Annotated in this window: 11 protein-coding genes; 1 reads left to right on the forward strand and 10 read right to left on the reverse strand. The window is 62.1% G+C overall.

What is annotated here, in order from left to right:
• Positions 1-30: 30 nt before the first annotated feature.
• The 3 genes from csrA to alaS all read right to left on the reverse strand — a co-directional run bounded on the left by csrA (position 31) and on the right by alaS (position 4,332).
• Positions 31-219, reverse strand: coding sequence for a carbon storage regulator CsrA (csrA, locus tag PspTeo4_RS14595; RefSeq protein ID WP_003254503.1), 189 nt, complete (start codon positions 217-219; stop codon positions 31-33).
• A gap of 167 nt (positions 220-386) precedes the next feature.
• Positions 387-1,622 carry an aspartate kinase gene (locus tag PspTeo4_RS14600; protein WP_322364513.1) on the reverse strand — a complete coding sequence of 412 codons (1,236 nt, stop codon included), beginning with the start codon at positions 1,620-1,622 and terminating at the stop codon, positions 387-389.
• A gap of 85 nt (positions 1,623-1,707) precedes the next feature.
• Positions 1,708-4,332, reverse strand: a complete 2,625-nt coding sequence (gene alaS / locus PspTeo4_RS14605) for an alanine--tRNA ligase (protein ID WP_322364514.1) — start codon at positions 4,330-4,332, stop codon at positions 1,708-1,710.
• A 378-nt stretch (positions 4,333-4,710) separates the two neighbouring features.
• Here alaS and PspTeo4_RS14610 point away from each other — a divergent pair, with 378 nt between their 5' ends.
• Positions 4,711-5,463, forward strand: coding sequence for a hypothetical protein (locus PspTeo4_RS14610; RefSeq protein ID WP_322364515.1), 753 nt, complete (start codon positions 4,711-4,713; stop codon positions 5,461-5,463).
• A 50-nt stretch (positions 5,464-5,513) separates the two neighbouring features.
• Here the strand turns inward: PspTeo4_RS14610 and astE are convergent, their stop codons facing one another.
• From astE to PspTeo4_RS14645, 7 genes are all read right to left on the reverse strand, one after another.
• A complete protein-coding gene (gene astE / locus PspTeo4_RS14615; RefSeq protein ID WP_322364516.1) occupies positions 5,514-6,521 on the reverse strand; it encodes a succinylglutamate desuccinylase in 1,008 nt (335 codons plus the stop codon).
• Between the two features lie 10 nt (positions 6,522-6,531).
• Positions 6,532-6,822: a topoisomerase II gene (locus tag PspTeo4_RS14620; protein ID WP_003256592.1), complete on the reverse strand. Its 291-nt coding sequence runs from the start codon at positions 6,820-6,822 to the stop codon at positions 6,532-6,534.
• Between the two features lie 14 nt (positions 6,823-6,836).
• A complete protein-coding gene (astB, locus tag PspTeo4_RS14625; protein WP_322364517.1) occupies positions 6,837-8,186 on the reverse strand; it encodes an N-succinylarginine dihydrolase in 1,350 nt (449 codons plus the stop codon).
• A 23-nt stretch (positions 8,187-8,209) separates the two neighbouring features.
• Entirely contained in the window at positions 8,210-9,673 is a 1,464-nt protein-coding gene (astD, locus tag PspTeo4_RS14630) for a succinylglutamate-semialdehyde dehydrogenase (RefSeq protein WP_322364518.1), read from the reverse strand.
• Complete coding sequence (gene astA, locus PspTeo4_RS14635) at positions 9,674-10,702, reverse strand: arginine N-succinyltransferase (protein ID WP_322364519.1); 1,029 nt, start codon at positions 10,700-10,702, stop codon at positions 9,674-9,676. It abuts the gene before it with no gap.
• A 55-nt stretch (positions 10,703-10,757) separates the two neighbouring features.
• The gene (gene aruF, locus PspTeo4_RS14640) at positions 10,758-11,777 is read right to left on the reverse strand and encodes an arginine/ornithine succinyltransferase subunit alpha (protein ID WP_322364520.1); all 1,020 of its coding nucleotides are present in this window, start codon (positions 11,775-11,777) and stop codon (positions 10,758-10,760) included.
• A gap of 146 nt (positions 11,778-11,923) precedes the next feature.
• Entirely contained in the window at positions 11,924-13,144 is a 1,221-nt protein-coding gene (locus PspTeo4_RS14645) for an aspartate aminotransferase family protein (RefSeq protein WP_322364521.1), read from the reverse strand.
• Positions 13,145-13,555: the final 411 nt, after the last annotated feature.

A 13,555-nucleotide genomic window follows, 5' to 3' on the forward strand; every position in this document is an offset into this window, starting at 1 on the left:
ACCCTTTTTTTTGAAAAAACTTCAAAAAAATTAAAGGCTTGGCTCCTCGTCCTTCTCTTTCTTGATTCGCAGGTAGATTTCTTCGCGGTGAACGGCCACTTCTTTAGGGGCGCTGACGCCGATACGCACCTGGTTTCCTTTGACGCCGAGCACCGTCACGGTGATCTCGCCGTCTCCAATGATCAGGCTCTCGGCGCACCGACGAGTCAGAATCAACATAGCTTTCTCCTTACGCAAAACAGTCAGGGATAACAGTCGTTGGTATCAGGGCCGGGTCGTGGACAGGCGACACGGCCTTGGGTCGAATGCCATGCAGGCAGGACAGGGCCTGCATAACGTTCAGAAACGCGAAGGGCGCGGCAAGCCGCGCCCCTCCAGGCAGCGTCTTACTCGCCCTGTCGGGCCGGAGCGTCAAGTTCGAACGCGGTGTGCAGCGCGCGAACGGCCAGCTCCAGGTACTTCTCTTCAATGACCACCGAAACCTTGATTTCGGACGTGGAGATCATCTGGATGTTGATGCTCTCCTTGGCCAGGGCTTCGAACATGCGGCTGGCAACACCTGCGTGGGAACGCATGCCGACGCCAACGATCGAGACCTTGGCGATCTTGGTGTCGCCAATTACTTCACGGGCACCGATTTCGCGCGCGGTGTTTTCCAGCACGCTGTGCGCCTTCTCGTACTCGTTGCGGTGTACGGTGAAGGTGAAGTCGGTGGTGTTATCGTGCGAGACGTTCTGCACGATCATGTCCACTTCGATGTTCGAAGCGCTGATCGGGCCGAGGATTTTGAACGCAACGCCCGGGGTATCCGGCACGCCGCGGATGGTCAGCTTGGCCTCATCACGGTTGAAGGCGATACCGGAAATGATCGGCTGTTCCATGGATTCCTCTTCATCAATGGTAATGAGGGTACCTGGACCCTCCTTGAAGCTGTGCAGCACGCGCAGCGGAACGTTGTACTTGCCGGCGAACTCCACCGAACGGATCTGCAGCACCTTGGAACCGAGGCTGGCCATTTCCAGCATCTCTTCGAAGGTGATCTTCTCCAGGCGCTGGGCCTGCGGCACAACACGCGGGTCGGTGGTGTAGACGCCATCGACATCGGTGTAGATCTGGCACTCATCAGCCTTCAACGCAGCCGCCAGGGCCACGCCGGTGGTGTCGGAGCCACCACGGCCGAGGGTGGTGATGCTGCCGTGCTCGTCGACGCCCTGGAAGCCCGCGACCACGACTACACGCCCTTCCTTGAGGTCGGCGCGAATCTTCTGGTCGTCGATCTGCAGGATGCGCGCCTTGTTGTGCGCGCTGTCGGTGAGGATGCGCACCTGGTTGCCGGTGTAGGACACCGCTGGCACACCACGCTTGATCAAGGCCATGGTGAGCAAGGCGATGGTGACCTGCTCGCCCGTCGAAACGATCACATCCAGTTCACGCGGAACCGGCTGATCGGTGATCTGCTTGGCCAGATCGATCAGACGATTGGTTTCACCGCTCATGGCCGACAGCACAACCACCAGGTCATCGCCCGCCTCACGGTGTTTCTTGACCTTTTCGGCTACCTGCTCGATTCGCTCGATGGAACCGACAGAGGTGCCGCCAAATTTCTGTACGATCAACGCCATTTCAATGGTGCCTCAGCCCATACAGGGCCCCAAAAAAACCATCCAACATGAACGGGCCGGCGACTAGACCACCGGCCCGCTCATCTCAAAGTCCCTGCTCTGCGAATGGCACGGCCAGCGCCAGGGCCTGGTCCAGTGCCGCGACATCAACGCCGCCACCCTGGGCCATGTCCGGACGGCCACCGCCCTTGCCACCCACCGCCGCAGCGGCTTGTTTCATCAGGTCGCCAGCCTTGAGTTGACTGGAGAGGTCCTTGGTCACGCCGGCCACCAGCACGACCTTGCCCTCATGCTCGCTGCCCAGCAGGATCACTGCGTGGCCGAGCTTGTTCTTCAACTGATCGACCAGGGTCAGCAAGGCCTTGCCATCCTGCCCATCCAGGCGGGCGGCGAGCACCTTGGCGCCCTTGACCTCAACAGCCGCGTTGGAGAGATCGTCCCCGGCGGCGCTGGCGGCCTTGGCCTGCAGCTGCTCCAGCTGCTTTTCCAACTGACGGTTGCGCTCGAGCACAGCCGACAGCTTGTCGATCAGGTTGTCACGGTTACCCTTGACCAGTTGCGCGGCTTCCTTGACCTGCTCTTCGGCAGCGTTCAGGTAAGCCAACGCCGCTTCGCCGGTAACCGCTTCGATACGGCGCACGCCCGAGGCCACGCCGCCTTCGCTGATGATCTTGAACAGGCTGATATCGCCGGTGCGCTTGGCGTGGATACCGCCGCACAGCTCCACCGAGAAATCGCCACCCATGCTCAGTACGCGCACGGTATCACCGTACTTCTCGCCGAACAGAGCCATGGCGCCCTTGCGCTTGGCGGTTTCGATATCGGTCAGCTCGGTTTCCACCGCGGTGTTCTTGCGCACTTCGCGGTTGACGATGTCTTCCAGGGCCTTGATCTGCTCCGGTTTCACCGCTTCGAAATGGCTGAAGTCGAAACGCAGACGCTGACTGTCGACCAGCGAGCCCTTCTGCTGGACGTGCTCGCCCAGCACCTGGCGCAACGCTTCGTGCAGCAGGTGGGTCGCCGAGTGGTTCAGCGAGGTGGCGTGCTGCACATCGGCATCGACCTTGGCTTCTACCGCCGCGCCGACGCTCAGGGTGCCGCTGGCAACCACACCGTGGTGCAGGAAGGCGCCACCGGTCTTGGTGGTGTCACGCACGTCGAAGCGCACGCCGCCGGCCAGCAGGTAGCCGGTGTCACCCACCTGGCCGCCGGATTCGGCGTAGAACGGGGTACGGTCCAGAATCACCACACCCTGCTCGCCTTCGGCCAGTTGCTCGACGGCCTGGCCGTCCTTGTACAGGGCGATGACCTTGCCCTGCCCTTCAGTGGCGTCGTAGCCAAGGAAGTCAGTGGCGGTATCGACCTTCACCAGGCTGTTGTAGTCCATGCCGAAGGAGCTTGCGGAACGGGCACGCTCACGCTGGGCCTCCATTTCGCGCTCGAAGCCGGCTTCGTCGATGGTCAGCTCGCGCTCGCGGGCGATATCGCCAGTCAGGTCCATCGGGAAGCCATAGGTGTCATACAGCTTGAACACCACATCGCCCGGAACCACATTGCCCTTGAGTTGGGCCAGGTCCTGCTCGAGGATACGCAGGCCCTGCTCCAGGGTCTTGGCGAACTGTTCTTCTTCAGCCTTGAGCACGCGCTCGATGTGCGCCTGCTGGCTCTTCAGCTCAGGGAAGGCCTCGCCCATCTCGGCCGCCAGCGCGCCGACGATCTGATAGAAGAAGCTGCCCTTGGCGCCCAGCTTGTTGCCGTGGCGGCAAGCGCGGCGAATGATGCGGCGCAGCACGTAGCCACGGCCTTCGTTGGACGGCAGCACGCCGTCGGCAATCAGGAAACCGCAGGAACGGATGTGGTCGGCAACGACTTTCAGCGACGCTTGTGCATCGTTGCTGCAACCGATGGCCTTGGCCGCAGCCGACAGCAGGTTCTGGAACAGGTCGATCTCGTAGTTCGAGTGAACATGCTGCATGACCGCGCTGATGCGCTCCAGGCCCATGCCGGTGTCGACCGACGGCGCTGGCAGCGGGTGCAGGACGCCGTCAGCCGTGCGGTTGAACTGCATGAAGACGTTGTTCCAGATCTCGATGTAACGGTCACCGTCTTCTTCCGGCGAACCGGGTGGGCCGCCCCAGATGTCCGGGCCGTGGTCGTAGAAGATCTCGGTGCACGGGCCGCATGGGCCAGTGTCGCCCATGGTCCAGAAGTTGTCGGAGGCGTACGGGGCGCCTTTGTTGTCACCGATGCGCACCATGCGCTCGGCCGGCACGCCGACTTCCTTGGTCCAGATGTCGTAGGCTTCGTCATCGCTGGCGTAGACGGTGACCCAGAGCTTTTCCTTCGGCAGGTTCAGCCACTTGTCCGAGGTCAGGAAGGTCCAGGCGAAGGTGATGGCATCGCGCTTGAAATAGTCGCCGAAGCTGAAGTTGCCCAGCATCTCGAAGAAGGTGTGGTGACGTGCGGTGTAACCGACGTTTTCCAGGTCGTTGTGCTTGCCGCCGGCACGCACGCACTTCTGGCTGCTGACCGCACGGGTATAGGCGCGCTTTTCCTGGCCGAGGAAGCAGTCCTTGAACTGGTTCATACCGGCGTTGGTAAACAGCAGGGTCGGGTCATTGCCCGGAATCAGGGAGCTGGAGGCGACTCGGGTGTGTCCCTGCTCTTCGAAGAAGCGAAGGAAGGCTTCACGGATTTCTGCGCTTTTCATAGGTTCTTCCACGGAAACGGCGGCCCTTTGGGCAAACGCGTCGACGAAACGACGGCAAAGGGCCGCATTATATCGGTCCTGCAGTCTCGGTGCAGTGTGTTTATACGATAGAAAACGTCGATTGGACGGTTTTTCGGGCTAATGCCACGCAAACGACATGACCGGATGCTAAATCCTGTCTTTCACCACTGGCAAGCCAATTACCGCCCAAGGGAAGGGAAAATGGAACAGGCGGTGAATTAAGAGGTGTTCATCAGGAAAAGGATCCAAAACCGCGCCGCTAGCATACTGCTCAGTCAGCATGACCTATATAGATAGCGGCTCGCACACCCCGCTCGCCCTTAATCTGCCCTCCCACGCCCATAGGAGGTCAGGCAAATGACCAACCAAGCACTACCTGCGCAGATTCTGGACGGTAACGACAGAAGCAAAGAGGCCGGTTTCGGCGAAATGGATGAGGCCATTGCCTACGACAACCCAGCCGCTCCAGGCATCACGTTGTCGCGGGTCTATTTCAACTTCGAGCTGTTCGACCTGTACCACTCGCCGCACGTACACATCCAGCGCAGGCTGATCGACGCAGTGGATGACGGGGCATATGTCGGCACCGCTGACGAGATTCTGGTCTGGCTGAGGACCACTGACGTAACACTGACCCAGGACAGCGGTATCACCCTGGAAATCGACGGCAAACCTTTGGTAATCGAACGGGCCTCCCCTGAACAGCGCCTCCATCTACTGTTCGTGAACGCACAAGCCCCGAAAAGTATCGCTGAAGACGTCAAGATCCCCCTGCGCATAGACGGCAACGCCAGCGCGAACAGAACCTTCGAGGTAACCCCAAACGACCACCTGTTTGTCTATGGCACCCCGCAGTTCCAAGCACGCACGCTCGCGCAACTCGCCATGCCGGCAAGCCATCCCGAACTCGCAAGGTTGCTGGATACAGCGCACCAGCAGTACGACGCAGTGCCCGACATCGTCCTCATGCAACGCCATGCCGGCCCGCCGCAACAGGGCCCAGGCTTCGACCTGCAACGGGTAATCCCAGCCAAGTATTCCCACTTGCTGCCCGGCGACTATACGGTCGTACTTTACGACCCCTACGACAGCAAAGCCTCGCCAGACTGATTCAGCCGACAAGGCTGCTGCAACGGATCCATGACGTGAGGCAATGGCCCCTAGGAGAGGCCGCGACCGTTATCAGGCACGATGAGAATCCCCGCCCTGAGGCCATTCTTGACCTTGGGGTTGGGGAAGATGATTCGCGCGCCCTCTTCCTCGACCACCCAGCGCATCTCGGCCAGGTCTTCGGCCAGCAGGTAACCCTTGCTCAGCTCGGAGAAGTTCTCGATGTCCGCTGGCAAGTGCAGGTGGAAGCTGTCGCTGTGCTTGATGATCTCGCGGGACACACTGAACAGCTTCAGGCCGTCGAGCGAAGCATCGATCTCGGGCTCGGTGGCTTCGATGATCTGGATAAGCCGTTCTTCGAGCTTGTCGAGGTTGACCTGCTCGTTCTGCCCGAACGGCCGCGCCTTGCCCAGCTCCAGGGTAAACGCCTCGGCATCGAGCTGCTCGTAGGTGAAGGCACTGAAGGTGATGGACGTCTTGCTCTGCAACAGCACCGCCTCCATTCCGGCAGCTGCCAGGCGAGCCAGCTCACGGCGGGAATGCTTGCGCCCTTCTTTATAAGGGTACAGGGCGAACTGCTCGATCTTCGAACCGCGGATGGCGGTATGCAGATCGTAATGCAGGCGGGTGCGGTCCGGCTTACTGAAGAACACCCGGGCGAACTGTTCGAGCTCGGCCGCTCGCAACGCCTCGAAGCCACTGGAAAGCTCGTGGCGACCGTTGAACAGGCGGTTGATGTCCTGCTCGATGAAGCGCTCGCCCTTGCGAATCGCCGCCGGATTGCCGAACAGGAACAGCACCCGCGTGCGCGGTTTGATCTTGCCGTTGGCAATGCCGTGCAACAGCCGCTCCAGCAGTTCGATCGGCGCCGTTTCATTGCCATGAATACCGGCCGACAAAAGCAAGTCCAGCCCGCAATCCTCGGTTTCTGGCGGGCGCACTTCAAGCGCCCCCTCCCCCAGCCAGCGCAGACGCACGCCCTTGGGTGTCACTTGGGTCTTCTCGGCCGGCTCGTGATCGGTGAGGGTCAGCTCAAGCAATTTGCCAAGGGCGAGCATAGGCGCTTCCTTAGTGGTGGTGGCCGCAGTCGGGCCCATGGACGTGGTCGTCATCTTCACCGACTTCGGCCGGTTCCATTTCAAGCTGCAGGCTGACCAGGTTGGTGGCCATCGGGCGCAGCAGCAGGTTGGCGTACTCGGTGTCGTCTTCCTCGACATCTACACCGATCAGCAGCTGGCCGCGGCCGTCCTGCTGGATCCACACTTCCTTGCCTTGCCAGACCACGGCAAAACGGGTGCAGGAGGTTTCCAGCTGGGTGCCGTCTTCGTCTTCCAGGATCAGGCGCAGGGCGTCGGTCATTGCAAATTCTCTCTTCAAGGTTGGCGTTGGAACGGATAGACCGAGCCCAACTTAAGGATCTGGGTCAATTCATCCAGCGCGGTACGGCATTCAACCAGCAACTGCGGGTCGGCAAGGTCCGCTTCGCCGAGGCGGTCGCGGTAGTGCTTGTCGACCCACTGCACCAGCGTGTCGTACAGCGGGGCGGTCATGATAACGCCTGGATTGACCGCCGCCAGCTCCGATTCCTTCAGCGCCACGCGCAGGCGCAGGCATGCGGGGCCACCGCCGTTTTGCATGCTCTGCTTGAGGTCGAACACTTTGACCTCCTTCACCGGGCCGCCCTGGCTGGTCAGCTGGTTCAGGTACGCCCAGACGCGTTCATTGTTACGGCACTCTTCCGGTACCACCAGCAGCATCGAACCGTCGTCACGGCTGAGCAGCTGGCTGTTGAACAGGTAGGAACGCACTGCGTCCTCGACCGCCACTTGCGCCCGAGGGACGCAAATGGCCTGGAAGTTGCCACCCTTGTTGGCCAGTTTAGCCTGCAGTTGACCAAGCACCGCGCCCGTCTCCAGGAACGCATCCTCGTGGTAGAACAGCACCTCGCCGTTACCCACCGAAATCACGTCATTGTGGAACACACCCTGATCGATCACCGCGGGGTTCTGTTGAGCGTAGACCACGCCATCATCACTCAGCCCGTGCAGCCGAGCCACTGCCTGGGACGCCTCCAGAGTCTGGCGTGCCGGGTACTTCTGCGGCGCCGGGTAGCGGCTGTCGAAGGCACTGCGGCCATAAACGAAGAACTCGACACCGGCTTCGCCGTAGCTACGGCAGAAACGCGTGTGGTTGGCCGCGCCCTCGTCACCGAACTGCGCCACGGCCGGCAGCGCCGCGTGGTGGGCGAAGTGCTTGTCGTCAGCGAACATCGCACCGAGCACACGGCTGGTGGTCGGGTGCTCGATGCTGCGGTGGTACTTGCAGTTGAGGTTGGCGGCAGTGAAATGCACGCGACCATCGGCAGTGTCGGCGCTGGGGCTGACGGTGGCGGCGTTGGCCACCCACATGCTCGACGCCGAGCAACTGGCTACCAGCAGCGGCATGGCTTCCTTGGCGGCACGCTGAATCACCTCTGCGTCACTGCCGCAGAAGCCCAGGCGACGCAGCGCGGCCACATCGGGACGCTCCTGCGGGGCCAGCACGCCTTGCTTGAAGCCCATGTCGGCCAGGGCTTTCATTTTGGCCAGGCCCTGACGCGCCGCCTCACGCGGATTGGACGCCTGCTGGCTGTTGCTCTGCGAAGCCACGTTACCGTAGGACAGGCCGCCGTAGTTGTGGGTAGGCCCCACCAGGCCATCAAAATTCACTTCATAGGATTTCATCGGCTAGGCTCCGTGACCTGTTGTTATAGGGTGACGCCCGGCGTCAAGGTCGCCGGCAAGGCAAGGCTGGCGGTCTCCAGCGAAGCCACGGGGTAAGCGCAGTAGTCGGCTGCGTAGTAGGCGCTGGCGCGGTGGTTGCCGCTGGCGCCCACCCCACCGAACGGGGCACTGCTGGCGGCGCCGGTCAGCTGCTTGTTCCAATTGACGATACCGGCCCGGCTGCGCAGCCAGAAGTACTGGTAACGGGCGTGGGAGTCGGACAGCAGACCCGCGGCGAGTCCGTACTGGGTGTTGTTGGCTTCATCGATGGCGGCATCGAAGTCGGCGTAACGAATCACCTGCAACAGCGGGCCGAAGAACTCTTCGTCCGGGCGATCAGCCACAGCGCTGACATCGATGATGCCTGGGGTAAGCAACGCAGCCTCGGCACTTGGCTGAGTCATCGCCAGGAGGCTGATGGCGCCTTTGCCAAGCAGTTCGGCCTGAGCCGTGAGCAGTGCGCGGGCGGCCTGAAGGGAAATCACCGACCCCATGAACGGCGCAGGCTGTTGGTCGAAGGCGCCGACCGTGATGCTTTTGCACACTTCGACCAGGCGGGCGACCAGCGCATCACCCCAGGCCCCTTGCGGCACCAGCAGGCGACGGGCACAGGTGCAGCGCTGACCGGCCGAGATGAAAGCGGACTGAATGATGGTGTACACCGCCGCGTCGAGGTCCTTGACCTCATCCACCACCAGCGGGTTGTTGCCGCCCATTTCCAGGGCCAGGATCTTGTCCGGGCGACCGGCGAACTGCTGGTGCAGCAGGTTGCCGGTGCGGCTGGAGCCAGTGAAGAACAAACCATCGATACCCGGATTGGCAGCCAGCGCCACGCCCGTCTCACGCGCCCCCTGAACCAGGTTGAGCACACCAGCCGGCAACCCGGCAGCGACCCAGCAATTGACTGTCAGCTCAGCGACCTTGGGCGTCAGCTCGCTGGGCTTGAACACCACGCAGTTGCCCGCCAGCAGCGCCGGAACGATATGCCCGTTGGGCAGGTGACCCGGGAAGTTGTAAGGGCCGAACACTGCGACCACACCATGGGGCTTGTGCCGCAGCACGGCGGTGGCGTCGGCCAGTGGGCCGCTTTTCTCACCGGTACGCTCGCGGTAACTCTGCACCGAGATGGCCACCTTGTTGATCATGCTGGTGACTTCGGTGGCCGATTCCCACAGCGGCTTGCCAGTTTCCTCGCCAATGCAGTGGGCCAGCGCCTCGGCGTGCTGCTTGAGCTGCGCGGCAAACTTCTCCAGCACGTCGATACGCGCCTCCAGGCTCAGCTGCGCCCAGGAAGGGAACGCATCGCGAGCAGCCTGCACGGCCGCCTCAACCTGGCCGGCGTCAGCGCCCTGGCCTTGCCAGATGACCGCCTGGGTCACCGGGTTCAGTGATTGCAGGGCCTCGCCCTGGCCAGCCTGCCACTTGCCGGCAATGTAATGCGTGGTCATTTACTGGGCCTCCCGGCTTGCCGACAGCGGCACAGCACGTACGTTGTCACCGGCGCCCATGCGCAGGCGCTTGGCGGTCAGCGGGTCTACCACCAGGGTGCCGGCTGCCAGGCGCGCAGGTGCTGCGGTGATGCGGCAGTCTTCACGCTTGCGGTTGTGAATGATGTAAGGGGTCGCGTCATCACCTGGCGTGCCGACGGCCAACACCAGGGTCTGGCTCTCGCGCACTGCGCGAATTCTGGAAGTTTCGCACTCGATGGCCGGGCCGGCGTCGAAGATATCGACGAAGCCCTGATAGTTGAAACCTTCCTGCTTGAGCATGGCCAGCGCCGGCTCGGTATCGGTGTGCACACGGCCAATGACGGCACGCGCCGCCTCAGACAGGAAGCAGGTGTACAGCGGGAACTTGGGCATCAGCTCGGCGATGAACGACTTGTTGCCCACGCCGGTCAGGTAGTCCGCCTGGCTGAACTCCATCTTGAAGAAATGCCGCCCCAGGCTTTCCCAGAACGGCGAGCGGCCATGCTCGTCGGACATGCCGCGCATTTCGGCGATGATCTTGTTGCCGAACAACTCCGGGAACTCGGCAATGAACAACATGCGCGCCCTGGACAGCAGGCGGCCATTGAGGCCGGAGCGGTAGTCGCCGCGCAGGAACAACGAGCACAGCTCGGAGTTGCCGGTCAGGTCGTTGGCCAGGAACAGCGTCGGGATCTCGCGGTAGATGTTCAGCTCCTGGGAGGCGCTGACGGTCAAGCCGACCCGGTAGTTGTACCAGGGCTCGCGCAGGCCTACAGCGCCAGCGATGGCACTGATACCCACCACCAGGCCTTCGTCGTTCTCCAGCACGAACAGGTAATCGGTGTCGCCACGCTCGGCTTCGCCACGGAAGCTTTTTTCAGCCCAGCCAACACGATGCCCGAGGCGTTCCTCGTTGGCCGGCAGGGTAGTCAGCCCGGTGGTGCCGGTGCTGCGAGCCAATTCGATCAGCGCAGGTAAATCGCTGCTGCGTACAGGACGAACGATCATGCTATCTCCTTGTGCAGCAGCCTACGCCACCGCGAAACTCTGTAATGCGAAGGCCTTAAACGGCAACCAGACGCACGCTGGCGCCCTCACCCACACCCAAGGCATCGGCTGCTTCGGCCGTAAGGCTGACCGGCTTGCCTGGCACCCAGTCCAGCTCCAACAGCACGGCGCGGTAGTCCTGCAACTGGCCGTTGCACACCAGGTACGGGCGCCCACCCTTGATCGGGGCCTCGTCCAGCTTGACCGGAACCACACGGCTCTGGGCAATCGAGCGAATACCCGAGGTACGTGCATGCAAGGTCGGGCCACCATCGAAGATGTCGATGTAGTGCTCGGTCTCGAAGCCTTCGCGCATGAGGATGTCGAAGGTGATCTGCGCACGCGGGTGCACCTGCCCCATGGCCTCCTGCGCCTCGTCGGGCAGCAAGGGCACATAGATCGGGTAGTGCGGCATCAGTTCGGCGAGGAAGGTTCGGCTCTTCAGGCCGCACAGGCGCTCGGCGTCGGCGTAGTTGAGGTCGAAGAAGTTGCGCCCGATGGCGTCCCAGAACGGCGATTCGCCCTGATCGTCGCTGTAGCCGACGATCTCGGTCACCACCGAATCGGCAAAACGCTCTGGGTGCGAGGCCATGAACAGCAGGCGCCCACGCGAATTGAGCTCTGCCCAGGCACTGCTGACCAGTTCCGGCACCACGTAGAAGCTGGTCAACAAGCTGTTACCGGTAAGGTCATGGCACAGCGACAGCACGTGAATCTTGTTGTGGATCTTCAGCTCACGCGAGGCATGCACGAAGGTTTCGTTGCGGAAGCTGTAGAACGGCTCGGAGTAGCCCGCCGAAGCGACGATCGCCGAGCAACCGGCCAACTTGCCGGTGGCGCTGTCTTCAAGCACGAAGAAATAGCTCTCTTCGCCATTGAAGCTGACTTCGGCGGCGAAGGACGTCTCGGACGCGGCTATCTTGTCGCCCAGGCGGGCGGTGTCGTCCGGCAGCGAAGTGACACCAATGGGGCTGTCTGCAGCCATGCGCTGCACTTCGTTCAGATCAGCCATTTGCGCGGGGCGCATCACCAGCATGGTGTCACTCCTTTGGGAAAACTGGCCGTTCATGACGGCACGGAAAAACGGCAGGCGCGCAATCAGGTTTGCAAGCACGCACCCGCTCTGGAATTCGGGTATCGCCGGCCCCGGTCATCAGGGCCAGCGAAGGGACCGCAGGCCGATCAGCCCTTGGTCAGTTGCGCCACGGCGCGCTCGAAGCGGTCCAAGCCTTCGTCGATGTCGGCATCTTCAACCACCAGGCTTGGGGCGAAGCGCACTACATCCGGGCCGGCCTGCAGGACCATCACGCCTTCCTTCTCGGCGGCGTTGAGTACGTCCTTGGCCTTGCCCTTCCAGGCCTCGGTCAGCACGCAGCCAATCAGCAGACCAACACCACGCACTTGGGAGAACAGGCCGAATTGCTGGCCGATTTTTTCCAGGCGGGTCTTGAAGCGCTCATGCTTGGCTTTGATGCCATTCAGGGTTTCCGGCGTATTGATGACGTCCAGCACGGCGCAGGCCACTGCGCAACCCAGCGGGTTGCCGCCATAAGTGGTGCCATGGGTGCCGACGGCCAGATGCTTGGCGATTTCGCTGGTGGTCAGCATGGCGCCGATCGGGAAACCACCGCCCAGGCTCTTGGCGCTGGTCAGGATATCCGGGGTCACGCCGTAGTGCTGGTAGGCGTACAGCGAACCGGTACGGCCGACGCCAGTCTGCACTTCGTCGAAGATCAGCAGGGCGTTGTGCTCGTCGCACAGTTTGCGTGCGCCTTCAAGGTAAGCCTTGTCGGCAGGAACCACACCGCTCTCGCCTTGGATCGGCTCGATCACCACCGCGCAGGTCTTGTCGGAGATCTGCGCCTTGAGCGCTTCCAGGTCGTTGTACGGTACATGGCTGATGCCGGTGATCTTCGGGCCGAAACCATCGGAGTACTTGGGCTGGCCACCGACACTGACGGTGAACAGGGTACGACCGTGGAAGCTGTTCACGGTGGCGATGATTTCGTGCTTCTCAGGGCCGAAGCGGTCATGGGCGACACGGCGGGCCAGCTTGAAGGCAGCCTCGTTGGACTCGGCGCCGGAGTTGCAGAAGAAGGCACGCTCGGCGAAAGTCGCGTCCACCAGCTTATGGGCCAGGCGCAGGGCCGGCTCGTTGGTGAAGACGTTGGACACATGCCAGAGGGTGTTGGCCTGCTCGGTCAGCGCCTTGACCAGCGCTGGATGGCAGTGCCCCAGGGCGTTGACGGCGATGCCGCCGGCGAAGTCGATCAGCTCACGGCCCGACTGGTCCCAGACTCGGGAACCCTCGCCTCGCACAGGAATGAAGGCCGCCGGAGAATAGTTGGGAACCATGACCTGGTCGAAATCGGCACGTTGCACCGGGGCTTGCTCAACGGACATCTGAGTCTCCTGAAGAGGAACGCTGGCCTGGAAGTGGCGAGCGATGGGGGGATTGTAAGGACTGATCCGCGCCTGTCCTTGCGGCCAAGCGACAACTTGTTACAGCGCTAAACCCTGTTTCAGCAAGGTTTTCGGCAATGCGACAAACACTGTCGCAATCGCGCAGTGTAACGGTAGAGGCGGGTTGGGTGAACGGGTGTTCACATGCGAGTGTACGACGTTATTCCTGCAGCGCGATTGAAATCGAGCGCCGCCCGCGCGGCGCATCGCTGGCTTCGCCAGCTCCCACATCTGTTTCGGGCCAATTATTCCTGTGGGATTCGCGCGCGACCGCTCTTGGCGCATGGCTCGATACCGCGTCGGACGACAAGGCGGTCGCGCGCGCCTGTCACAGGCGTTACTGGCCCGAAA

The organism is Pseudomonas sp. Teo4, from assembly GCF_034387475.1.
In the GTDB taxonomy this organism is placed as follows: domain Bacteria; phylum Pseudomonadota; class Gammaproteobacteria; order Pseudomonadales; family Pseudomonadaceae; genus Aquipseudomonas.